Below are 20,759 nucleotides of genomic sequence, written 5' to 3'. Positions count from 1 at the left end.
AATAGAATGGCGCAAGTCCAGAATGAGCAGCTTGAAATCCTCCTTACTGGCATGTATATGCCTATGTATATGCAAAGGAGGCCGACATGCCCCAACTCAGACACAACGAACCTACACCGCCAAGGGAAGCTAAGCTCTTCCGAAACAACAAGAGTCAGGCTGTGCGGATCCCGGCTGACTTTGAGCTTCCCGGCGATCGGGTGATGATCCACCGCGACGGAGACCGCCTTGTCATAGAGCCGGTGCGCCGCAAGAACCTGCTGGAAGTCCTGGCCGGTTTGGAACCGCTCGGGCCTGAAGATCAGTTCCCCGATGTTGACGAGACGCTGCTGCCAGTGAAGGAAATCGACCTGTGAGCAGGCTCTATATGCTGGACACCAATATCGTGTCCGAGCTTGCACGAAACCCGAAGGGCACTGTCGCTAAACACATCGCCGAGGTTGGGCCGGATGCAATCTGCGTCAGCATCATCACGGCGGCAGAGTTGCGTCATGGATGCGCCAAGAAGGGGTCGCCGAAGCTGCTGGCGCAGATCGAAGCCATTCTTGGAAGTGTGTTAGTGCTCGCGCTCGATGTGCCTGCTGATGCCGAGTACGGAGGAATCCGGACTGAACTGGAAGCCGCTGGCAAGCCCATCGGCCCGAATGACCTGTTCATCGCCGCTCATGCCTATGCGCTCGGGGCGACACTGGTGACGGCCAATACCGGGGAGTTTACGCGCGTTCGTGAGCTCCGGGTCGAAAACTGGCTGGATTCAACGTCCAGGCAAACAAAGGGCGCCTCCAATTGAGGCAGGCATTCATGACGGGAACGATCCCGATACCGCAGCTCTACGTAGAACATTCCATCTAAGGCCGAAGGTCGACGGCGTATGCTGCAGGCAAGGATCATAGGCACGGTGGTAGGGGGCATCGCAGGCGCGATGCTCGGGACAGGCACCGGCATTGTCGGTGGCGCGCCTTCGGTGCAGTCACAGGCTTTGCAGTTTTCACCACTGTCGGGGGCCTTATGGGGTTTCAGAGCCGGTCCCGACGTCGCACGGACGCTCGCTCGATGGCGTTCGAAATGAGGCACGAACGCTTGCCGCCATTACTTCTCAGTCTCCACAAGACCTTTGACGAACCAGCGCTGTATCAGCACGACCACGAGAATTGGAGGGATGATCGCCAGGATCGCGGTCACCATCTCATAGTTCCACGGTGTCGAGGCGTCAGTGAAATCAACCATGCAAACGCCATCAGAGGCAAGGTTAGCCCTGCATAATCCATGGATCAGCTAGTCGATCGCGTCGGAGACGTCGAAGCGTCCGTGACATCGATCGACGCGGATGTCGCGGAAATGAGGCGGATGACCGATGACGTGAAGCGATAGAAACTGATGGGCACCGGTGCGCTTGGGGTCACCGGCTACCAGCGTGCAGACCAGATCAACAGCCCCGGCGGCTATCTGCGCAGCCTGACCGACAAGGCGAGGGAAGGAAAATGGTCATGGTCCTGCTGCGCGCCAAGATGGACGAAAGCAAGAGACTTCAATCCCCGGGGGAGGAGAATTTGGGGGCCATCCCACGGCTTGAAGTGTCGGATCCGCTCCTGAAAAGCCTGCAGAAGTTGAACCCGCGATGATGATGCGGGCCGGCCGATCTTCGCGAGGGCCACTTGGCGCATTCGTCATTGGTATCGAGACGTCACACAGACATGTTGATGAAAGCTTGAACGTCGACCAGCCTGGTGCCGAAGCACTCGCTCCGCTCAAACAGGTGCTGCCATGAGGTCGATGCCGAACGGCTCAAAATGCCGCAGATTCAGTGTTACCACCGTCAAGTCGTGGGCCTTCGCCGTTCCGGCGATGAGCGCATCAGCCATGCCAGGACTGTGTCCCGAAGCGATTGCTTCGGCTTCGAGCTTGCCGGACATCGCAGAAACCGCTGCGTCGATCGACAGGATCCGATCCTCGTATGTCGAGAACAGGCCGTCCATCCAGCGCCTGAGACCGTTTGCCTTTGCGGTAGCACCTTTCCGCTCGAGCAACATGATCCCGCGCTCGATCTCGTTGACTGTGACGACCGACAGGAAAAACTCAGTTGTGTCTTCAGCCTTGTCCAGCCACGCGATGAGCCCCGTCGCGGTCTCGGTCCGCGAAGGTGACAATAGCGAGACCACATTCGTGTCGAGGAGATATGCTGTCAAAGACCGACATCCCGTGAAGGCGAGGTATTGCGCTCAAACTCTCCACCGGGAAAGGTCTTCAGGTATGAAACGAAGCTGGAACGACGGGGTTTAAGGGCGTGCTGTGCAATCTCCGCCGCCTGTAAGGGGACAAGAGCAGCTACCGGCTTTCCATGCCGGGTGATCGTGACGAATTCGCCCTTGATGGCTTCATCGACATAGCTGGAGAGACCACCTTTCGCATCCTTTAAACTGACAGTGGACATCGGCGCCTCCGTAAAGTGGTCACATATAACTATGTATGGGCTTGACCCCACTCAGGGTCAAAGGACGGTTACGCCGCTTCGATCGCCAGAAGTCCTGATCGTCTCGCGCGATCACACAGATTCTTGACAGATGAAGGCGACCATTTGGTCCCGCCGCGTGGCGTACGCTCGTAAAGTTTCTCGAGCTGCGCCCCAATCTCCCCAATCATGCAGTTGTCTGTTGTCTAAGACTTCCTGAACCGCTCCAAGCGGTTGTCGGCGATGTATTTTTCGTGTGCGGTTAGCTTAATCATCAGCTTGTCGGCATCTCTGGTGCGGCCATTGGCAATTGCGTCCCGGAGCTGCTTAGCGATGCTGTCCCTTTGAGCCAGATAGTTCCTCGCAAACAGTACTACCGTTGATGGATGTGGCCTATCGGTGTCGCTCACGCTTACGTTTCTCCGGTCCTTGATTTCTTTTGGATCACCAATCCCAATTGCGTCAAAAGAGGTTGAAACTGTGACCGAAGCGACCCTTGGTGATCAAGATCGATAGTACACCGGCGTCATCTGCAGCAGCGAGCCTCGATAAGCCGACTGCTGCCTCAGCTCACACTGAACGGGCCGTCGGGAAGGTTGAGACCGAGGCGGCTAGCCTTGGCGCGGTGTTGAACGAGGCTGGGTACGATGCCCGGAAGGCTGAATAACAGAAAAATTCGTAAGTTGTGTCGTCGCGCTATTGCGATCAGGTTTGAATTGAGCAACATCGTAGCGTCTGTGAATTCGAACGCTCAGACGGGCCCCTTTCTCTTGCTTGCAGGAGAAGGGGCCTTTTCGTTTCCACATGCGCTACGACGCTAGCCAAGCGAACCATCGAGCGGCTTCAAAGTCCCGCCATCGTACGCATCTTCTGGAACCTCGGCGTCCGAAGGGGCTGCTGGCGGCGTCCTTCAAGCCACCATACGAGCGCCGCTACGTCTTCTTCCATGCATTCTGCACGAGCGGGTGGATCTGCCTGTTAGGCTCATGGACGATCTGGTGGCGAAGGGTGACATCTCTCGGGAAAGCGGAGCGGCTTGCCGGGGGTGGTCGGTCCCGGTTCCCGGCCTGCGGCCGGCGCTTGCGCTGAACCTCCTGCGGCGACCCTTTTAACCGGTCAAGCCGCGCGCGAACGGGCTCTGGCCGCTATGGCGGCCGCCGCCTGGTACGCTCATCCTTGTCTGGTTCGAGCAGCATGACCAGCGTGGGCACATCGCGCGCATGAAGCCCGTTTCACGGAGATGCCCGGCCGACAAAGCATCAGGCTCCGCACGGTCAGTCTTGCGTCGAAAGAGACCTTTGGACTTGTCCGTCTATCAAGATGCTGGTGAGGCGATTGGATCGGAAAACGCCGCCGCAACCTCGCCGTTGACTGCCGTGCCACACGGCAGGGCCGGACGGGGTTGTATCCGGTGGCCCAGTTGTTTTTAGTTTTGCGCTGCTGGAGGATGCCGGTCTCGTCGGCCGGTACCGCGTTGGCGTCGGCCAATGTCTCGAGCGTTTCGGTTTCTCCGCGCGATCAGAATTGACATTTGCGGCAGTAGCCGGAGCGGGATGCTTGTGGATCGCTGACATCGTGTCACGATCGCGATCCAACTTGATGCGTATCCGGGATACGCATATATTGACTGCGAAGGAGAACGGCGATGGCGTCTCGAGACAGGATGAAAAGGTACCGTGAGCGTGGTGGTGCAGCTGATCTCGTTCGAGTGGAAGTGCTGGTTCCGCGCGATAGACGCAATGATATTGTCAGCGCCGCCGCAGGCATGCGTGAGGATCACCGAAAGCGTAAGGATCGCCTAGGGGAATACCTCAATCTGGCCGCCGAGCGTTATGGCTTGAGAATATTCGACAATATTGACATCGAGAGGCTCGATGATGTCCCAAGTCGGTCACGGGTCGTGGCGAATGCGCTGATCGAAAGAGGCGACGCCAGAGCCTTTGCGATGGGAAGGAAGATGCTGTCCATACTTGACGGTGGTCACTAATGGCTCTGACCGATCTTCAACGGAATATCATGGCATCCATCGCCAGAAACCGCTCCGATAGCAGCTATATGGCGGGCGGTGTGGTTCTCAACATGAACTGGCCGCGTGTGTCGGACGACATTGATATTTTCCATGATAGCGACTCGGAGATCGGTTCCGCGGCGCAGAGAGACATCGAAACGCTCAAGAACGATGGGTTTCTCGTCACTATCGACGTCAACGTATACGGCTGCGTCGAAGCGCAGGTGTTTCGAGATGGCGACAGCACGCTGATCCAATGGATGAGCGAGACCAAGTCTCGCTTCTTTCCTCTCATCCGAGATGAAGAATGGGGTGCGCGGCTCCACCCAGCGGATCTTGCTGTCAACAAGGTCATCGCAGCCTCCACCCGAACCAAAGCCCGCGACTATGTCGATCTTCTGACGATTGATTCAAATCTCTGCCCGCTTGGAGCAATCGTAATGGCGGCGTCCGGCAAGCCGCCCAACTATTCACCGGTGCGCAGCATCGATGAGATCCGCAGAAAGGGACTTTCCATCCGCGGAGAGGATTATTCGTCGGTACGTGGTCTGCCGGGTGGCTGGACCGCCGCCGGCATAAGGGAGAACCTCGTCGCGATGCTAGACCGTGCAGAAAGTTACGTGCGTAACGCACCGTTGGATCTGGTCGGCATCCTCGTTGTCGATGAGAACGGTATTCCCGCAGAAACTTATCGTCTCGATGCAAACGGCCTCGTCTACAGAAGGGCGACCTCCGAGCCCGAAGTGGTACCGGATCTGCCAGAAGCGTCACTTGGATGGGACAGGTAGGCGCACAGTGATCGTCAGCCTGAATGCGCCAAGGACACGAAGCTCGCAATCGCGCTGCTGGAAGCATTCAATGCATGTGCCACCAAAGCAGTCGGCATGATTACCTCCGTCCTCGCCCCTTATGTGCATCTCAATCTTCTTGAGAGGTCAACAGGAACATGGTTTTTGAAGTGGGAACAGTCACTCGACCAAATTTGTCCGCTGCTAACCGGGGCGTGGTTGGCTTACGACCACCACTCGCACGCCAGAGCGTACCCAGGAATCTCCTGGACGCGTCAGAAGCTTGAGATGGCGACCTTGTGGTCATCAAAGTCAGTGTGAATGGCCAGCAAAAGTGGGCGTAGGGATTGCTGAGGTCCCGAAGTTACAATACCGCGTTTTTGTCCCACGCGCGTCCGGCTGCTTTCCAGGAATTCGGCAGGCTCGTGAGACCGGCTGGAGACGAGACGGCTCAGATCTGTCGGGGGATCCGAGCCGCCATTGTTTAAGCGCGATACCTACGCGGCCTAGCGAAGCCACTCGTTCCAGCGTTGCAGCAGTTGCGCCGCATTGGCATTGATCCACTCCGCATCGGGGACGACCATGTAATCCCGGACCTCGTCTGCATGCGGCATCGTCTTGCGCACGTCTTCCGACATCAAGGCGATCGCCTCGGTGCTTGGCGGCGTGCACGACAGCACTTCGCAAGCCTTTGCCTGCGCCTCCGGCGAATTCAGCCAAAAGGCCATCAGCTTCAGCGCGTTCTCACGGTTGCGCGCACCCCTGACAAGCGCAATTCGGTCTCCAACCAAAAACGATGCCTTGTAGGACCACCCAATCGGTAACCCCTCGTTCTGCATCGCCTTCGCCCGCGTCAGCCATATCTGTCCAACTGAATAATCGCCATTGCGAAACCCTTGCACACTCTGATCGCCGGTCTTCCACCACACCGAAACCGAGGGCCGGATCTCGTCGAGTTTCCTGAGCGCCCGTTCGACGTCAAGTGGAAACAGTTCCTCGCGGCCGACGCCATCGGCAAGCAGCGCCGCTGCCATCACACGCCAAGGGTCGTCGAAATTAGGAAATGCCCGCTCGCCCGGAAAGGCTTTGCTATCCCACATATCGGCCCAGGTCTGCGGCACCGGTTTTGCGGTATCGCCAGTTCGATAGGCCAGCAATGTGGCTGTCGATTGCAAGAGCGCACCGCCGGCAGCACAGGCGTTTGCGCCGAGATCCTTCCTTCCGGCGAACTGTTTGCAGAAACCCGTCAGGTCTTCCGTGACCGCCTTGTGTGCCTTGGATGCCGCCTGGATTTCACCATCGAGATAAAGATCCCAGGTGACATTTCCAGTCTTCACCATCGCCGCGACCTTGGCGCGCATTTCTGCATTGGTCGCAACAACAGTCACGACCTCGATCCCGGTCGCCTTCGTGAAGGGATCAAACCAGGCGGCCTTTAGCGCGCGATCGTAGGCGCCGCCAGTCGAAGCGATGACCACTTGCTCACTGGCAAGTGATGCAGAGGGCCATATTAGCAAAGGCAATATGCCTGCAAGCGCCAGCTTTTGCACTTTGTTCCAACTCAGCGGCAACGAAATCATGGGCTGTTTCCTTTGTAGGGTTGGCAGGGAAATGGAAGGCATCGCTGTGATCAGTTTCGCTTTTGGGCATTGGCCAGATGAATGGCGCCCATCAACAGCAGGGACACGGCCACCAGTACTGTCGAGACAGCCGCAATGACCGGCGTGAGGTTGAAGTCGATATCTTCGAACATCTTGCGTCCGATCGACTTGCCGCCAATATCCGAAATGAAGAACGCGACCGTCGCTTCATCGAACGAAGCCAGAAAAGCAAACACGGCACCTGCCGCCACACCCGGCGCAATATTGGGCAAGACTACAAGCACGAAGGCCTGCAACCTGTTGGCCCCGCAGTTCAATGCTGCCAATTCCAGCGCCGGGTCGAAACGTTGCAGCGCCGCCGTCACCGTGATGATCACGTAAGGCGTGGCAAGCACGGTATGGGCGATGAGAAAGCCGAAGAAGTTTCCCGTAAGCTGCAGCGGCGAGAACACCAGATAAAGTGCGACCCCAAGCACAATGTGCGGCACGATCATCGGTCCAAGCGCAAGAGCCTGAAGCGCCGATCTGAAGGGGAGACGCCCCCTCACGATCGCAAGCGCGGCCATCGTGCCGGTAACCGTAGCTGTCGCCGTCGTGGCAAGCGCGATCTTGAGGCTGAACCAGGTTGCCGCCATCCAGTCCGCGTCACTGAAATAGGCACGGTACCATTTGAGGCTCAACCCGCTCGGCGGAAACTCAATATAGTCCGTTTCGCTGAGTGACATGGGGATGACGATGAGAGTTGGCAGCAGCAAGAAGAAGAGGACGCAACCGATCACGACCCCCAGAGTGATCATGCCGAAGGCCTTGGCAAAGACGTGGAAGGCTGCTGCTGCGTAGTGGCCGCGGACCAATGACAGCCGGTTGGGTAAACGTGCGAGATCAGTGGACACTGTGCAATCCCTTGCTGAGCGAGAGCGTCTTTCGAAACAGGAAAACGAAGATGAGCGTGACGGCTAAAAGCACCGTCGAAAGCGCTGCGGCGAACGGCCAGTCGAGCAGAACAGTCGTTTGCTGTCCGATCAGCGTCGCCATCAGCATCGATCCCGGGCCGCCGACCAATGCCGGCGTGATGTAAAAGCCCAGCGCAAGTACGAAGCACAGTACGCTGCCCGCAAAGATACCCGGCAGACTGAGCGGCAAGGTGACGCTGATGAACGCGCGACACGCTCCAGCTCCGAGATTGCGCGCTGCCCTGATATAGTCGGGCGGCAAGGTCCGCAATGTCGAATAGATCGGCAGGATCATGAATGGCATCAACACATGTGTCATCGCCACGATCACCGCGCCCTCAGTGTAGATCAGCTTCAGCGGTCCGTCAGTAATGCCGACATCGGCCAAAAGTCCATTTACAATGCCATTGCGTTGAAGAAGAACGACCCACGCGTAGGATCTGACCAGAACCGATGTCCACAACGGTATGAAGACGCAGGCCGCAACCACCATGGCAACGCCATGTCTCAACCGCGCCATCAGATAGGCGACGGGAAAGCCGAGAAGCAGGCTTGCAATCGTTACAATGAATGCAACCTTGACCGTGCTTGCCAGCACGCCGAGATAGAGCGGCTCGGCAACCAGACGCCGATAGTGTTCAAGGCTTCCCCCCGAAAAACTCAGCGCAACCAGCCGGGTGACGGGATAGACGAATCCGATGACCAGTGCGGCGACAAGGGGCGCCGCCAAGCAGACCGAAACGCCACGCGAGTAGAACCGTGCGGACGCTACGGTCGATCGCGGTTGGCGGGCGGACACGGCCTGCGAAACTTCGGAAAGGCCGCTCATGCCGCGTGCCTTTGCGTTCCAGAAAATAAATGAATGGCCCCATCGTCGAGCACCAGGTCAACCTGATCGCGCTCGTGAAAAGGCAATTCTCCATCGGCCGGCAGCTGTATCTGCAATAGAACATCCGGGCGGCTTTCCAGCCGAACCATGACAATATGGACCGAACCCACAAAGACGCAGGTCTCCACGTCAGCCGCAAGGCAACCCGCGCCGCCTTCACCACGCTTGGCAACTCGAACCCGCTCCGGGCGTATCGCAAGCTTTATTGTCTCGCCCGCTGAAGGGCCGGCATCCCGCGGACCTTGTGAACGAATGGAAAGAACAGTGTCGTCGGAAAGACGCACCACGGCCGTGCCACCTGCGTTCTCGATGCAGCTACCCTCGATGAAGTTCATTCGGCCGATAAAATCGGCCACAAATGCCGAATTTGGGTGACGATAGAGTTCTGTGGGGTGACCGAATTGCATCAACTGACCACCGGCCATAACAGCAACGCGGTCTGACATGGTCAGCGCTTCGTCCTGATCATGCGTCACATATACAACCGTCGCACCGAGCCGCTCTTGCAGGCGCTTGATCTCGAACTGCATCGCCTCGCGCAGTTTCTTGTCAAGCGCACCAAGTGGTTCATCCATCAACAGCACAGGTGGCTCGAATGCCAGCGCTCGCGCCAAGGCAACGCGCTGCTGTTGGCCGCCGGACAATTGTTGAGGGTAGCGCTCCCCATAGCTTGAGAGCTGTACGAGTTCGAGCATCTCCTCGACCCGCGTGGCAATCCGCGTCTTGTTTGATCGGCCTCGCATGCGCAACGGAAAAGCGATGTTCTGGCGCACCGTCAGATGCGGAAATAGAGCGTACTTTTGGAACACCATGCCGATGCCACGACGGTTGGGAGCAACATGCGTTACATCGCGTCCTCCAATGACGATCTTGCCGGCGCTCGGCCCCTCAAATCCCGCGATCATGTTCAGAGCGGTTGTCTTGCCGGAACCGGAAGGGCCGACAAGCGAAACAAACTCACCGGCACCGATCTCAAGTGACAGGCTCGTAACGGCCCTAACACTGCCAAAATGCTTCTCGAGCCCAATAAGAGACAAATATTGACCAATCAATTCTGACTTTCCTTTCAACTGTTCCGGCGACGATCTACGGCGTCTAACCTCTGAAAAGGCCGCGAGACGGCCACGTACCAACAATCCCATCGGGCGCCCCGCAGGCGCCGTCGGGACAAATCAATGCTGATGAAAGAATCCGCACCAACCTGGCAGGCGGCACCCGTGACGATAATCAAGAAAGCTGCTAGGAGTCGTTGATGCGACAAAACCTTTGCAGAACTTTCATATTTCGTTTTTGTTGCATCAAAAATTTGCGTTGTCAACTGAGTGAGGGGTTTGAATGGGGGTTCATGTGAGCGAGCTGGCCAATATTGATCGTGCGGCGGAGAGCCTTGGTGATGCGGCGTATCGCGAGATGAAGGAACGGATCATCCGTGGCGTCTACCGCCCGGGGCATAAGTTGACCGTGAGGGCGGTCGCCCAGGATTTGGATGTGAGCACTACTCCCGCGCGTGACGCCATCAATCGTCTCGCAAGCGAAGCGGCGCTTGTCTATGCCGGCCCGAAGACGGTCGTCGTGCCTGTCCTTGATGCAAAAGCCCTGCAGGAGATCACGCTTATTCGTCTGGCGCTTGAGGGGTTGGCTGCGCAGCAAGCCGCTGAACATGTTGTCCCCGAGGATGTGGAGGCTCTGAAAATCCTGCAAAAGAAGATCAATTCAGCGCTCGATGCCGGGCTTTACGCGGATGCTCTTTGGCATAACAAAGAGTTCCATTTCGCGATCTACCGTCTGGCGCAGTTGCCGCACCTCGTTACTATGATCGAGACGCTTTGGTTGCGGATTGGGCCTTCCTTGCACAATCTCTATCCGGAATTCGCCAAAGAGCGTTTTGGCGTTCACAACCATGAGGTTGCGATGGAGGCGCTGGAGGATCGCGACGGTGCAAGCGTGAGAGCGGCAATGGAGAATGATATTCGTGATGGCTATCGGCGGCTAAAGCGGGCTTGTCGAGAGAAGGCGATCCTTCCCGTGCAATAGAGAATTTGTTGCATGGACTTGACGGCGGATATTTTTGTTGCAACAAAATTGTAAAGCTCGTACAAACGGCGAGCCGAAGTTGTTGCTCAGGAAGCTCAAGCCATGCCAGTTCAAGGAATTCATGCCGCGCAGGCCTCGCCTGCACGGACCAAATCGACACGTCTATTCCGTCGCGCAATGCCGGTTTTTCCCGGCGGCGTGACCCGCGCCACGGTAGAGAAAGATCCCATCCCGTTTTACGTCGCGTACGGGGAGGGCGCCTATCTGGTTGACGTCGATAGCAATCGCCTGCTCGACCTCAACAACAATTTTACGACCCTTATTCACGGACACGGCTTCGAGCCGGTCCGTCAGGCCGTAAGCGATCTTATGCGGTCGGGCACGTGCTTTGCCAACCCGACACAACACGAGATCGGGCTTGCCGAGCTGCTTGTCGACCGTATCCCGGCCATCGAACAAGTGCGCTTCGTCAATAGCGGCACCGAAGCGGTAATGTTCGCAATCAAAGCCGCCCGTGCATTCACGGGCCGGCCGGGAATTGTCAGGGTCGAGGGGGCATATCACGGCGCCTATGACTGGGCCGAGGCCGGGCAGGCCGTGGTCTCAAACCCGGACGAACGGGCAGAGATACCGCGGGCAATACCTGCCTATCATGGCACTCCTGTAAGTGTCGCCGATGACGTCCATCTCATTCGTTTCAACGACGTAGACGGGCTTGAACGACGCCTACACGCCTTGCGCGACCGTGTCGCCTGCGTGTTGATCGATCCGATGCCCAGCCGCGCCGGTCTTGTTCATCCCACTGCCACCTTCATCGAGGCACTCAGTTCGGCCGCACGCAAGCATGGCATCCTCATCATTGCTGATGAGGTCCTCAATCTCAGGCAGGGCTACGCAGGAGCCTCGCCGCGATATGGTTTGAAGCCCGATCTGATCACGGTGGGTAAAATTATCGGTGGTGGGTTTCCAATCGGCGCCATCGGCGGGCGCGAAGAGATCATGCGGGTCTTCGGTACTGAAGACGCAAAGCCTGTGCTGCCGCAGGGGGGCACGTTTTCCGCCAATCCCGTCTCAATGGTCGCTGGCCGGGTCGCCATGGAGGCAATGACGCCCGATAACTTCAATCACTTGGAAGCGCTCGGAGAGCGGCTGCGCAGTGGCCTTAGATCCAGCATCAGCCGTCACGGGGCCTCATTCTCTGTGACGGGCGCCGCCTCCTTGTTTCGCATCCATCCCAAACGCCAAGCGCCAACCCAGTTTCGAGAAGCCTTCCTGAGTGATGCGGATGCCAGCCTGATGAAGGGACTTGCACGGCATTTCCTTCAAAGCGGCATCCTCCTTCCCCATGGCGCCGCTGCCAGCCTTTCGACACCCATGACCAACAGCGACATCGACCTCATCGTGGCTGCCTTCGATGATTTTCTGAATGTTCACGCCGCCAACGAGAGGGCGCAAAAATGACCCCTGCCGCAACTGAAACCGTCGCCGAGCGCATTGCCCGTATCCTTTGCCGCCACCAGGTGGAGTTCATCTTCGCCCAAAGCCTTCCCTCGGCAGTTATTCTCGCGGCGGAGGCGGCCGGCATCAAACAGATCGCCTATAGGCAAGAAAACATGGGAGGGGCAATGGCCGACGGATATGCCCGCATATCAGGCAAAGTCGGTGTCGTTGCCGCACAGAACGGTCCTGCCGCGACACTTCTTGTCCCGCCTCTGGCGGAAGCCTTAAAGGCAAGTGTTCCGATCGTTGCGCTCGTTCAGGATGTCGAACGCGATCAATCGGACAGAAATGCATTCCAGGATTTCGACCAGATCGCACTCTTCCAATCCTGCGCCAAATGGGTCCGGCGCGTTCATGTCCCAGACCGGATTGACGACTATATCGACGCCGCCTTTACCGTCGCTGCGTCCGGCCGCCCGGGGCCTGCGGTCTTGCTCCTGCCTGCCGATCTGTTGCGTGCGCCAGCTACACCCGCTGCCATTCCACGATCGAAATGCCTCGGGCACTGGCCACTTGATCGCACGCGCCCTTCTGAAGAAGCGCTCGATGAGGTAGCACGCCTTATTGCATCGGCGCAGGCACCTATCATCGTGGCAGGTGGCGGCGTGCACGGGGCGCGCGCCGCAGAAGAGCTGACAGCCTTGCAGCACGAAGCAAGCCTGCCCGTGATAACCACCAATATGGGGAAGGGGGCGGTAGACGAGTTTCATCCACTGTCTGCCGGTGTCCTTGGATCATTAACCGGCCCACGTTCGCTCGGACGTCACTCGCTGCCTTTGATTGAGGAAGCTGATCTGGTCATTCTCGTTGGTACGCGAACCAATCAGAACGGAACGGACAACTGGCGCCAGATACCAACCTCTGCGACAGTCGTGCATATCGATGTCGACCCGACAGAGATCGGACGGAATTACGAGGCAATCCGTCTCGTTGGCGACGCTGCCGAAACGATTTCGGCCCTTCGTGGCGCGCTTGGTCAAGTCGACCTTTCACGTCGCCATCGTGATCGTACGCGACTGGAAGAGCGCATAGCAGGCTTCTGGACCGCGTTCGAAGGCGATCGCTTAGACGTTGCGACCGCGACTTCCAGGCCCATCCGACCAGAAAGGGTGATGGCTGAGCTTCAGCCCATTCTGACCACTGATATGACGGTCGTCGCTGACGCCTCCTATTCCTCCATGTGGGTTGTCGGGCAGTTGCGTGCTCCAGGCGTCATGCGCTTTATCACGCCTCGCGGTCTCGCAGGACTTGGTTGGGGTGTGCCGCTCGCAATCGGCGCCAAGGTTGCCCGTCCACAAAGTCCGGTCATTGCCCTCGTTGGCGATGGCGGCTTCGCCCATAGTTGGGCCGAGCTTGAAACGATCGTGCGTATGCAGCTTCCGGTCATCACGATCGTATTGAATAACGGCATCCTCGGCTTTCAACGGGATGCGGAGACCGTGAAGTTCGGTAGCTACACGACGGCATGCCACTTCGCCGACGTCGATCATGTGCAGATCGCAAGAGCTTGTGGCTGCCCCGCGGTCCGCGTTGAGGATCCCGGTGATCTGGCCGATCTGCTTGAACGCAGCATTCGGGCGCAGACACCGATGCTGATTGAGGTCATGACGGACCCGGAAGCACATCCTCCCCTTTCTCTCTTCGCGAACATGGATGCGGCAGCATGACAAATGGCCCGACGGCAAGGATCGCTGTGGTCACCGGCGGCACGACAGGTATTGGGCTGGCAACAACCCGATATCTTCTCCAACGCGGGTACCGGGTTGCGATCTTCGGTCAAAACGAAGGCCATGTGCGAAACGCCAAAGACGAACTTGCCCGCGAGTTTGGTGCTGAACGCCTGTTCGCACGCACGGTCGATCTCGGGCAGCCACGTCAGATCACCACATTCTTTCGAGAGCTCGAGCAAAGCTGGGGAAGTGTTGCTGTCCTCGTTTGCAACGCCGGCGTCTCGCCAAAGGGTGTCGACGGTCCGTCTCCCTTCAGCGAGGTCTCGCTCGACGAGTGGAACCTTGTGCTTTCGACCAATCTAACCGGTGCGATGCTGTGCTGCCAAGCGGTGTTGCCAGGCATGGTCCGTCATGGCTTCGGACGTATCGTCTTCGTCGGCTCGGTCGCGGGGCGAACACTTCCTCGCATCGCCGGTAGTGCCTACGTTGCCTCTAAAGCAGCGATAGCCGGTCTCGCGCGTTCGCTTGTCTGGCCCTATGCCGCCCACGGCATCACAGCAAACGTCGTTGCTCCGGGCAGAATTGCGACCGCAATGGCGGGTGGGATCAGCAAACCAACCAATCAGGCGGCTCTCGCTCGCATTCCCGCTGGCCGAATGGGCCACCCCAACGAAGTCGCCGCGGCCATAGGTTTTCTCACCTGCGATGATGCGGCCTTCGTCAACGGGGCAATCTTGGATGTCAATGGCGGTGAATACGCGCCAGCGTGAGGTTGTAATCGGCATTTTGCGCAAAGGACGACAGATGAACGGACGAATACTGATCCATACCGAAGACGCGGAGCTTTATCTGCTTCTTAAACACATCCTCACGCTCGAAGGTTTTTCGGCTGAAAACAGCAACCGTTTGGGAGAGCTTCTGGACCGTGTTCATCAAGCCCCGCCATTGGCGATCGTGGTCGACTGCTCTGATCCCGAAATGAATGCATCGGCCGTTTGCGCCCATATCAAGGCCGCCACAAAGTCTGAGACAAAGATTGCGGCTCTCGTGAATACGGCGAACGGCGACCACGGTCGTCCGCTTGTTCTAGCAACCGTGGATTGCATCATAGACCGTCCGTTCAATCCGGAGCGGTTGCTTGCTTTTCTGCGCGGATTGCGCGCCGATGTGGCGGCGCAATCCAGCACGAAATCAGCAGCGATACTGCGCTACGCCGACATCGAAATGAACCTCAATCGGCTTCGCGTCGAGCGAAATGGCCATTCGGTCGTTCTGTCGGCGCTTCAGTTTCGGTTGTTGATGTGCTTGATGCGGGCCCCCGACGTTGTCCACACGCGCGATGATCTAATTGCTGCGGCTTGGCCGCCCGAAGCAGAGGTCGAGCCACGAACCGTTGATATTCACATTGGACATATAAGGCGCGCAATGAAGCGGGAGGGGGCTGACGTCATTCGAACCGTTCGCTCTGTAGGCTACGCGCTCTACCTGCCATCGCACTGATCGTGCGAATTTTTGGAGTGCTTTGCCAACCTTCAGGCGAAATGACACCCTCTAAGAGAAATCCTGTTGTATCGCAGCAGGAGGGCAAAAAATTTCGGAAAACTGAAAATTGAGATCTTGAGCCCTCCCTGCGTACGCGCCTAGCAAGCTGGCTGGATCGCTGCGGTTCGCGTGGTTTCCAATTTCAACGGCCAACCTCGCCATGCTGGCCGAGTAGGTTTGCTCGGCAGTCGCTCGGCGCGCACACGGCTGCCGCCGCGTCGGCTGGTAGATCGGACATAGGCGCACTGGTGCTTGTCAATGGGGCTTCCTTTGTCAGGGTTCCCCCGACACGGTTCTTCTGTGCGGAGATCATCGACTGTCAAGGCGGTGAAAGGATACCCCGCGCCGACACTGTGAACGCGGTGTGTGCTGAGGGGATCAGGCGGCAATCTGTTCGCCGGATGGTCAGTCGACGTTGATCATGCGGTAGGTGTTTGGAAGTCTTGAAATTCACTCTGTCGGCGCCAATATTTTTTTCACTTCATTTTCATCCGGCGTGAATGCGAAAGGAGGACATCATGCTGCACCCGGAATTGGTTTGGATGACGCCCGTCACCGTCCGCATGAAGGACGGGGCGTCCCAGGTCTTCGCTTCTGTCAACGACGCACTCGATTTCCTGGAAGGCGATTGGGCCATCTATCGAGGCAGAAAATACAATCGGGCGGTTCAAACGTGCCGCCGTGCTCTAAACCGAATGACGCCAGTCGCCATCGCGCGCGAAGCGTTCATTGATGCCTGCCGAGATGCGGGCATGTCGACGAGCGCGGATGGGCCGCTCGGGACGAAGACCGGCGCTGGCGGTCAACATTCGCTTGCCTAGAATGGTTGTGGCCGGGGCACGTTGAGTGCCCCGGCTCTCGAGCATTCCCCCTGCCGCGCGCCAGAGCAATTCGCCATGCCGATCACGCGACGGGAATTGAGTGGCAGAGCTTGCCGGTAAGCGTCGATCGCGAAGGCCAACAGGGCCCGCGGCTCACAGGAACTATGGGTGGCAGCTCCTGTCGTCTACGACGGTGTAATTCAGTTTCTGTCCTTCAGCGTAGGCCATGGCGGCATCGCGCGTCGGGAACGTCAACTCAACCTGACTCAGTGTGTCACTCCCACCCGTGTAGCCCATCAGATAGTCGATGATGGGTGGGGCTTGCCGCTCGAATACCAGCAGCCAGGGTCGCTCCGAGACGCGCGCTGAAGTCATCACGGAGCGTGACGGGCGAAAGATGCGCACTACAGGATCAATGCTTGGTCGTCGGCAGTTGACATCAATCGCCAGGGGCTGGCTCGTGCAGACGTGCTCCGCGAACTTCCGCTCAGCACGACCGGATTGTCTGTATCGAGCAACCGATTCCGTCATCGACGTTGTCACAGCAGTAACCAGCCGGGCACGTCTTCACCCGGCTGGCTTGCGGCGGTCGAGATTATTTGGTGCTGTCGATGGTGATCCGCTTGACGTTGGCCCGCGCCTTTTCGGTCTTCGGTAGCGTCACGGTGAGCAGACCGTTCTTGAAGCTTGCGGCGACCTTGCCCTCCTCGACCTGGCCGCCGAGGGACAGCCGTCGCTCGAAGCGCCCGTAGTACCGCTCGCTGAACCGGCGATCCTTGTCCTCGGTTTCCGATTTGCTTTCGCCGCGAAGCGTCAGCATGCCGTCTTCCAACAGGACCTCGATGTCGTCTGGATCGATGCCCGGAACCTCCGCTAGCACACGGATCTCGTTGTCATTCTCCTCGATCTCCACGTGCGGCCACGAACCACGGAAGGGCGACGCCCCAGCGAACGACGATGGCTGGGCGAAGCCGCGGAAGACTTCGTCGAATAGACGGTTGACATTGCGGTGAAGCGATAGAAATGGATCCATGTCCTCACCGCGATAGCTGCTCGGGAGCTGGCTGCTGCCACGGCTCCACGGGATCAGGTCACGTACATTCATGACTTCATCCTTTCTTCGGTTTCTTTGCCTCCTTTTTGGCGCAACTGTTTTCCCTCCGCGGTTCGGCAACAGGCGAGGGTCGAACAGTGCGTGCCGTATTAGGCTGCTTTGTCGCCTTCGATCTGCTTCGAAGCTGGCTTCGTCATCTCGGATTTGATGGCGATCCGACGCGGCTTCATCTCCTCGGGTATTTCCTTCTTGAGATCGATGACGAGTAGCCCGTTTTCGAGCTTTGCGCCCTCGACGATGACGTGATCGGCGAGTTCAAATCGGCGCGCAAACGGCCTTAGAGCGAGGCCCTGATGGAGGTATTGTACCTCCTCGTTCTCGCGTTTCGCGCCATTGACCACCAGCATGTTCGCCTCATGGGTGATCGTCAGCTCGTCCTCAGCAAAACCCGCCACCACGATGGCGATTCGGTACGTTTCTTCGCCCAGTTTGACGATGTTATAGGGCGGCCCGTTGTCAGCGTTCAGGCTGGCGTTCTCGAGCAGGTCGAAGATGCGGTCGAAGCCGATGCTCGACCTGTAGAAGGGGGAGAAGTCGAAGTTTGTTCTCATAGCTACATCCTCCGTAGAGCAACATAGGTACGAGGGAGCGCCAAGAAGCTTGGAGCTCCCGGACTGGTGTCGACCCACCTCGGCGTCGACAAGGATGAGGTGGGGATCACGATGCCTTGCGTCAAGAGGCAACCACACCCTCCAAACCGCCAGCGACGTGAAATAGCCCTATCAATTCATGCCGGTAGCACTCGATGGGCTAGAGTGCTAAAAAATTTCCAGTTCCCTCTTGAAACTCGAAAAGACAAAAACCAGATCGATTGCGCGCGATGCCGAAAGGGTCGGCGCCTCGCGCCGGTTCGCTTCGAATGCGGCGCCGAGGACCTTTTGAAAAATCTGTTTGTCCATGAGGAGAGCGACATGACGTTCCGTCCCTTGCATGACCGTATCCTGGTTCGCCGCATCGAGGCCGAGGAAAAAACGGCCGGCGGCATCATCATCCCAGACACGGCGAAGGAAAAGCCACAGGAAGGTGAGGTCGTTGCCGCCGGCCCTGGTGCGCGCGACGATAGCGGGCAACTGCGACCGCTCGATGTGAACGTGGGTGACCGCATTCTGTTCGGCAAATGGTCGGGCACCGAGATCAGGCTCAATGGCGAGGATCTCCTGATCATGAAGGAATCTGACGTGATGGGCATAATCGAGGCCGACGCTGTAGCGAGAAACGCAGCCTAGTGCCGATTCGGACCTATGCCAGACAAGGAATGCTGCCAGAGGAAGGAGTAGAAAAATGGCTGCCAAGGAAGTGAAATTCCATTCCGACGCCCGCGAGAAGATGCTGCGCGGCGTCGACATTCTCGCCAATGCCGTCAAGGTTACACTCGGTCCGAAGGGCCGTAATGTGGTCATCGACAAGTCATACGGCGCGCCCCGCATCACCAAGGACGGCGTCACTGTCGCCAAGGAGATCGAGCTTGAAGACAAGTTCGAGAACATGGGCGCACAGATGGTGCGGGAGGTTGCCTCGAAGACCAGCGACATCGCTGGTGACGGCACCACCACCGCGACAGTTCTCGCCCAGGTGATTGTCAAGGAGGGTGCGAAGGCTGTGGCGTCGGGCATGAACCCGATGGACCTCAAGCGCGGTATCGACAAAGCAGTCGAAGCTGTGGTCGAGGAACTGCGGCGGAACGCCCGCAAAGTCACCAGGAACGACGAGATCGCCCAGGTTGGCACTATCTCGGCCAATGGGGACACCGAGATTGGCCGCTTCCTCGCAGAAGCGATGGAAAAGGTCGGTAACGAGGGGGTGATCACCGTCGAGGAAGCCAAGACCGCGGTGACGGAGCTGGAAGTCGTCGAAGGCATGCAATTCGACCGCGGTTATCTCTCGCCGTATTTTATCACCAACCCGGATAAGATGCGGGTTGAGCTCGAGGAACCCTACATCCTGATCCACGAGAAGAAGCTCTCGAATCTGCAGGCGTTGCTGCCGGTCCTCGAAGCGGTCGTTCAATCAGGCAAGCCGCTGTTGATTATCGCCGAGGACGTCGAGGGCGAGGCGCTCGCAACCCTCGTCGTCAACAAGCTGCGCGGCGGCCTGAAGATCGCTGCTGTCAAGGCTCCGGGCTTCGGCGATCGCCGCAAGGCCATGCTCGAAGACATCGCCATCCTCACCGGCGGCACTGCAATCTCTGAAGATCTCGGCATCAAGCTCGAAAACGTGACCCTCAATATGCTCGGCCGTGCCAAGAAGGTCGTCGTGGAGAAGGAAAACACGACGATCGTCGACGGAGCTGGCTCGAAGACGGAGATTCAGGGCCGCGTCGCGCAGATCAAGGCGCAGATCGAGGAAACCACATCGGACTACGATCGCGAGAAATTGCAGGAGCGGCTGGCCAAGCTTGCTGGCGGCGTTGCCGTCATCCGCGTCGGCGGCTCAACCGAGGTCGAGGTGAAGGAACGCAAGGACCGCGTCGACGACGCCATGCATGCCACGCGGGCGGCCGTCGAGGAGGGCGTGCTGCCGGGCGGAGGTGTCGCTTTGCTGAGAGCCGTCAAAGCACTTGACAACGCTCAGACCGAGAATGCCGACCAGAGGCACGGCATCGACCTCGTTCGTCGTGCGATCGAGGCGCCGGTGCGCCAGATCGCCGAGAACGCGGGTGCCGAAGGCTCGATCATTGTCGGCAAGCTGCGCGAGAAAACCGAATTTGGCTATGGCTGGAACGCGCAAACGAACGAGTTCGGTGATCTTTACGATCAGGGCGTGATCGACCCGGTCAAGGTCGTTCGCACCGCGCTGCAGGACGCGGCCTCGGTCGCCGGCCTACTGATTACCACCGAGGCAATGGTCGCCGAGAGGCCGAAGAAGGATGTACCGCTCCCGCCGATGCCGGCAGCCGGCATGGACTTCTGACTGCAATGATAAGTGCGCGCCCCCGACGGGGCGCGGGCTTTGGGTAGACTTGTGAAGTAAGAGATGCATTGCGCCTGAATCGGCGCGTCGTTTCGATATCGGACTGGTGCTGGTTTGGCAGGAGCCAAAATCGTGGCTCCGATGAGGCTGCACCCGAGGGCCCGCCCCTGCACCGAAGGAGGAACTAAAGAGTTCGGGGCCAAAAATGACCACGCGTTCGTCGAAATCCGTTGGCGTATTCGCCGCACTCGTCCTCATCCTGGTTCCTGCGCCGCTTCCGGCGGCGCGGCCGCAGTCGGCGATTTCGGCAAGCACTCAACCCTCGCTCGCTGATGTCTTGGAGGAAGTCACGCCGTATCCATCCGAGCAGGGCCGCAGGACTTGTGCGATCGCGCGTGGTAACCTGGCGGAATGGAGATCGACGAAGGCAAAATGGACGACGTGGTTTTGGCGTTGGTATGGCTGACGCGTCACAACGAG

The 20,759-nt window shown here is 58.4% G+C and carries 24 protein-coding genes and 2 pseudogenes; 14 read left to right on the top strand and 12 right to left on the bottom strand.

The genetic code is table 11. From position 1 onward, the window contains the following. The first annotated feature begins 86 nt into the window (after nucleotides 1-86). Both AC244_RS33290 and AC244_RS33285 read left to right on the top strand, forming a co-directional pair. Nucleotides 87-356: an antitoxin gene (locus AC244_RS33290; protein ID WP_053253103.1), complete on the top strand. Its 270-nt coding sequence runs from the start codon at nucleotides 87-89 to the stop codon at nucleotides 354-356. Further along, nucleotides 353-790: a type II toxin-antitoxin system VapC family toxin gene (locus AC244_RS33285; RefSeq protein WP_053253102.1), complete on the top strand. Its 438-nt coding sequence runs from the start codon at nucleotides 353-355 to the stop codon at nucleotides 788-790. Before AC244_RS33290 ends, AC244_RS33285 begins: the two co-directional genes overlap by 4 nt. 299 nt (nucleotides 791-1,089) lie before the next feature. Here AC244_RS33285 and AC244_RS36025 read toward each other — a convergent pair. Next, nucleotides 1,090-1,227 (bottom strand): annotated as a pseudogene (locus AC244_RS36025) (glycerol-3-phosphate transporter); the annotation flags it as partial. 39 nt (nucleotides 1,228-1,266) lie between these two features. Here AC244_RS36025 and AC244_RS39030 point away from each other — a divergent pair. Together AC244_RS39030 and repC are read left to right on the top strand one after the other, a co-directional pair. Beyond that, nucleotides 1,267-1,371, top strand: coding sequence for a DUF1515 family protein (locus tag AC244_RS39030; protein ID WP_082367323.1), 105 nt, complete (start codon nucleotides 1,267-1,269; stop codon nucleotides 1,369-1,371). A gap of 6 nt (nucleotides 1,372-1,377) precedes the next feature. Beyond that, nucleotides 1,378-1,593 (top strand): replication initiation protein RepC, encoded by a 216-nt coding sequence (repC, locus tag AC244_RS36015; RefSeq protein WP_414735988.1) that lies wholly within the window; start codon nucleotides 1,378-1,380, stop codon nucleotides 1,591-1,593. Between the two features lie 155 nt (nucleotides 1,594-1,748). Here the strand turns inward: repC and AC244_RS33280 are convergent, their stop codons facing one another. From AC244_RS33280 to AC244_RS33270, 4 genes and pseudogenes are all read right to left on the bottom strand, one after another. Beyond that, the gene (locus AC244_RS33280) at nucleotides 1,749-2,186 is read right to left on the bottom strand and encodes a type II toxin-antitoxin system VapC family toxin (RefSeq protein WP_053253101.1); all 438 of its coding nucleotides are present in this window, start codon (nucleotides 2,184-2,186) and stop codon (nucleotides 1,749-1,751) included. Then, on the bottom strand, nucleotides 2,183-2,431 hold the full coding sequence (locus AC244_RS33275; protein ID WP_053253100.1) for a type II toxin-antitoxin system Phd/YefM family antitoxin: 249 nt from the start codon (nucleotides 2,429-2,431) through the stop codon (nucleotides 2,183-2,185). The genes AC244_RS33280 and AC244_RS33275 overlap by 4 nt, the downstream gene beginning before the upstream one ends. 68 nt (nucleotides 2,432-2,499) lie before the next feature. After that, nucleotides 2,500-2,631 (bottom strand): annotated as a pseudogene (locus AC244_RS38455) (recombinase family protein); the annotation flags it as partial. A gap of 24 nt (nucleotides 2,632-2,655) precedes the next feature. Further along, nucleotides 2,656-2,859, bottom strand: coding sequence for a hypothetical protein (locus AC244_RS33270; RefSeq protein WP_053253099.1), 204 nt, complete (start codon nucleotides 2,857-2,859; stop codon nucleotides 2,656-2,658). 1,235 nt (nucleotides 2,860-4,094) lie between these two features. Here AC244_RS33270 and AC244_RS33265 point away from each other — a divergent pair. Next, nucleotides 4,095-4,436, top strand: a complete 342-nt coding sequence (locus AC244_RS33265; RefSeq protein ID WP_053253098.1) for a hypothetical protein — start codon at nucleotides 4,095-4,097, stop codon at nucleotides 4,434-4,436. Further along, on the top strand, nucleotides 4,436-5,245 hold the full coding sequence (locus tag AC244_RS33260) for a nucleotidyl transferase AbiEii/AbiGii toxin family protein (protein ID WP_053253097.1): 810 nt from the start codon (nucleotides 4,436-4,438) through the stop codon (nucleotides 5,243-5,245). The genes AC244_RS33265 and AC244_RS33260 overlap by 1 nt, the downstream gene beginning before the upstream one ends. Before the next feature lie 506 nt (nucleotides 5,246-5,751). Here the strand turns inward: AC244_RS33260 and AC244_RS33255 are convergent. The 4 genes from AC244_RS33255 to AC244_RS33240 all read right to left on the bottom strand — a co-directional run bounded on the left by AC244_RS33255 (nucleotide 5,752) and on the right by AC244_RS33240 (nucleotide 9,740). Beyond that, the gene (locus AC244_RS33255; RefSeq protein WP_053253096.1) at nucleotides 5,752-6,825 is read right to left on the bottom strand and encodes an ABC transporter substrate-binding protein; all 1,074 of its coding nucleotides are present in this window, start codon (nucleotides 6,823-6,825) and stop codon (nucleotides 5,752-5,754) included. Between the two features lie 50 nt (nucleotides 6,826-6,875). After that, on the bottom strand, nucleotides 6,876-7,643 hold the full coding sequence (locus AC244_RS33250) for an ABC transporter permease (RefSeq protein ID WP_053253121.1): 768 nt from the start codon (nucleotides 7,641-7,643) through the stop codon (nucleotides 6,876-6,878). Between the two features lie 85 nt (nucleotides 7,644-7,728). After that, complete coding sequence (locus tag AC244_RS33245) at nucleotides 7,729-8,628, bottom strand: ABC transporter permease (protein ID WP_053253095.1); 900 nt, start codon at nucleotides 8,626-8,628, stop codon at nucleotides 7,729-7,731. Continuing rightward, complete coding sequence (locus tag AC244_RS33240; RefSeq protein WP_053253094.1) at nucleotides 8,625-9,740, bottom strand: ABC transporter ATP-binding protein; 1,116 nt, start codon at nucleotides 9,738-9,740, stop codon at nucleotides 8,625-8,627. The genes AC244_RS33245 and AC244_RS33240 overlap by 4 nt, the downstream gene beginning before the upstream one ends. A 283-nt stretch (nucleotides 9,741-10,023) precedes the next feature. On the opposite strand from AC244_RS33240, the gene AC244_RS33235 reads away from it, so the two are divergent. The 6 genes from AC244_RS33235 (at nucleotide 10,024) to AC244_RS33210 (ending at nucleotide 16,255) form a co-directional block, all read left to right on the top strand. After that, nucleotides 10,024-10,722, top strand: coding sequence for a GntR family transcriptional regulator (locus AC244_RS33235; RefSeq protein ID WP_053253093.1), 699 nt, complete (start codon nucleotides 10,024-10,026; stop codon nucleotides 10,720-10,722). Between the two features lie 102 nt (nucleotides 10,723-10,824). Continuing rightward, nucleotides 10,825-12,183: an aspartate aminotransferase family protein gene (locus AC244_RS33230; protein WP_053253092.1), complete on the top strand. Its 1,359-nt coding sequence runs from the start codon at nucleotides 10,825-10,827 to the stop codon at nucleotides 12,181-12,183. Beyond that, nucleotides 12,180-13,889 (top strand): acetolactate synthase catalytic subunit, encoded by a 1,710-nt coding sequence (locus AC244_RS33225; protein ID WP_053253091.1) that lies wholly within the window; start codon nucleotides 12,180-12,182, stop codon nucleotides 13,887-13,889. Before AC244_RS33230 ends, AC244_RS33225 begins: the two co-directional genes overlap by 4 nt. Next, nucleotides 13,886-14,662 (top strand): 3-oxoacyl-ACP reductase FabG, encoded by a 777-nt coding sequence (fabG, locus tag AC244_RS33220; RefSeq protein WP_053253090.1) that lies wholly within the window; start codon nucleotides 13,886-13,888, stop codon nucleotides 14,660-14,662. The genes AC244_RS33225 and fabG overlap by 4 nt, the downstream gene beginning before the upstream one ends. Next, nucleotides 14,637-15,392, top strand: a complete 756-nt coding sequence (locus AC244_RS33215) for a winged-helix domain-containing protein (protein ID WP_234717113.1) — start codon at nucleotides 14,637-14,639, stop codon at nucleotides 15,390-15,392. Before fabG ends, AC244_RS33215 begins: the two co-directional genes overlap by 26 nt. 560 nt (nucleotides 15,393-15,952) lie before the next feature. Then, nucleotides 15,953-16,255, top strand: a complete 303-nt coding sequence (locus AC244_RS33210; RefSeq protein WP_234717112.1) for a DUF982 domain-containing protein — start codon at nucleotides 15,953-15,955, stop codon at nucleotides 16,253-16,255. A 162-nt stretch (nucleotides 16,256-16,417) separates the two neighbouring features. On the opposite strand, the gene AC244_RS38665 is transcribed toward AC244_RS33210, so the two are convergent. From AC244_RS38665 to AC244_RS33195, 3 genes are all read right to left on the bottom strand, one after another. Further along, nucleotides 16,418-16,786 carry an NADH dehydrogenase ubiquinone Fe-S protein 4 gene (locus AC244_RS38665; protein WP_053253088.1) on the bottom strand — a complete coding sequence of 123 codons (369 nt, stop codon included), beginning with the start codon at nucleotides 16,784-16,786 and terminating at the stop codon, nucleotides 16,418-16,420. A gap of 64 nt (nucleotides 16,787-16,850) precedes the next feature. Further along, nucleotides 16,851-17,360, bottom strand: coding sequence for an Hsp20/alpha crystallin family protein (locus AC244_RS33200; protein WP_053253087.1), 510 nt, complete (start codon nucleotides 17,358-17,360; stop codon nucleotides 16,851-16,853). 98 nt (nucleotides 17,361-17,458) lie between these two features. Beyond that, nucleotides 17,459-17,920, bottom strand: coding sequence for an Hsp20 family protein (locus AC244_RS33195; RefSeq protein WP_053253086.1), 462 nt, complete (start codon nucleotides 17,918-17,920; stop codon nucleotides 17,459-17,461). A gap of 360 nt (nucleotides 17,921-18,280) precedes the next feature. Between AC244_RS33195 and AC244_RS33190 the strand changes: the two genes are divergently transcribed. Next, entirely contained in the window at nucleotides 18,281-18,595 is a 315-nt protein-coding gene (locus AC244_RS33190) for a co-chaperone GroES (RefSeq protein ID WP_053253085.1), read from the top strand. A gap of 55 nt (nucleotides 18,596-18,650) precedes the next feature. Beyond that, nucleotides 18,651-20,279 carry a chaperonin GroEL gene (gene groL / locus AC244_RS33185; RefSeq protein WP_053253084.1) on the top strand — a complete coding sequence of 543 codons (1,629 nt, stop codon included), beginning with the start codon at nucleotides 18,651-18,653 and terminating at the stop codon, nucleotides 20,277-20,279. Nucleotides 20,280-20,759 lie beyond the last annotated feature (480 nt).

It is taken from the genome of Ensifer adhaerens (assembly GCF_001270265.1).
Classification (GTDB): domain Bacteria; phylum Pseudomonadota; class Alphaproteobacteria; order Rhizobiales; family Rhizobiaceae; genus Ensifer; species Ensifer adhaerens_B.
The sequence above is the reverse complement of the archived record's forward strand: the minus strand, read 5'-3'. Positions and strand labels throughout refer to the sequence as shown.

Excerpts from the sequence above, each read along its gene's own strand:
- AC244_RS33235 (WP_053253093.1), top strand. The coding sequence starts at position 10,024 with ATGGGGGTTCATGTGAGCGAGCTGGCCAATATTGATCGTGCGGCGGAG.
- AC244_RS33190 (WP_053253085.1), top strand. The coding sequence starts at position 18,281 with ATGACGTTCCGTCCCTTGCATGACCGTATCCTGGTTCGCCGCATCGAG.
- repC (WP_414735988.1), top strand. The coding sequence starts at position 1,378 with ATGGGCACCGGTGCGCTTGGGGTCACCGGCTACCAGCGTGCAGACCAG.
- groL (WP_053253084.1), top strand. The coding sequence starts at position 18,651 with ATGGCTGCCAAGGAAGTGAAATTCCATTCCGACGCCCGCGAGAAGATG.
- AC244_RS33260 (WP_053253097.1), top strand. The coding sequence starts at position 4,436 with ATGGCTCTGACCGATCTTCAACGGAATATCATGGCATCCATCGCCAGA.
- AC244_RS33210 (WP_234717112.1), top strand. The coding sequence starts at position 15,953 with ATGCTGCACCCGGAATTGGTTTGGATGACGCCCGTCACCGTCCGCATG.
- AC244_RS38665 (WP_053253088.1), bottom strand. The coding sequence starts at position 16,786 with ATGACGGAATCGGTTGCTCGATACAGACAATCCGGTCGTGCTGAGCGG.
- AC244_RS39030 (WP_082367323.1), top strand. The coding sequence starts at position 1,267 with ATGGATCAGCTAGTCGATCGCGTCGGAGACGTCGAAGCGTCCGTGACA.
- AC244_RS33245 (WP_053253095.1), bottom strand. The coding sequence starts at position 8,628 with ATGAGCGGCCTTTCCGAAGTTTCGCAGGCCGTGTCCGCCCGCCAACCG.
- AC244_RS33230 (WP_053253092.1), top strand. The coding sequence starts at position 10,825 with ATGCCAGTTCAAGGAATTCATGCCGCGCAGGCCTCGCCTGCACGGACC.
- AC244_RS33250 (WP_053253121.1), bottom strand. The coding sequence starts at position 7,643 with ATGATCACTCTGGGGGTCGTGATCGGTTGCGTCCTCTTCTTCTTGCTG.
- AC244_RS33265 (WP_053253098.1), top strand. The coding sequence starts at position 4,095 with ATGGCGTCTCGAGACAGGATGAAAAGGTACCGTGAGCGTGGTGGTGCA.
- AC244_RS33215 (WP_234717113.1), top strand. The coding sequence starts at position 14,637 with ATGGCGGTGAATACGCGCCAGCGTGAGGTTGTAATCGGCATTTTGCGC.
- fabG (WP_053253090.1), top strand. The coding sequence starts at position 13,886 with ATGACAAATGGCCCGACGGCAAGGATCGCTGTGGTCACCGGCGGCACG.
- AC244_RS33200 (WP_053253087.1), bottom strand. The coding sequence starts at position 17,360 with ATGAATGTACGTGACCTGATCCCGTGGAGCCGTGGCAGCAGCCAGCTC.
- AC244_RS33275 (WP_053253100.1), bottom strand. The coding sequence starts at position 2,431 with ATGTCCACTGTCAGTTTAAAGGATGCGAAAGGTGGTCTCTCCAGCTAT.
- AC244_RS33255 (WP_053253096.1), bottom strand. The coding sequence starts at position 6,825 with ATGATTTCGTTGCCGCTGAGTTGGAACAAAGTGCAAAAGCTGGCGCTT.
- AC244_RS33195 (WP_053253086.1), bottom strand. The coding sequence starts at position 17,920 with ATGAGAACAAACTTCGACTTCTCCCCCTTCTACAGGTCGAGCATCGGC.
- AC244_RS33225 (WP_053253091.1), top strand. The coding sequence starts at position 12,180 with ATGACCCCTGCCGCAACTGAAACCGTCGCCGAGCGCATTGCCCGTATC.
- AC244_RS33290 (WP_053253103.1), top strand. The coding sequence starts at position 87 with ATGCCCCAACTCAGACACAACGAACCTACACCGCCAAGGGAAGCTAAG.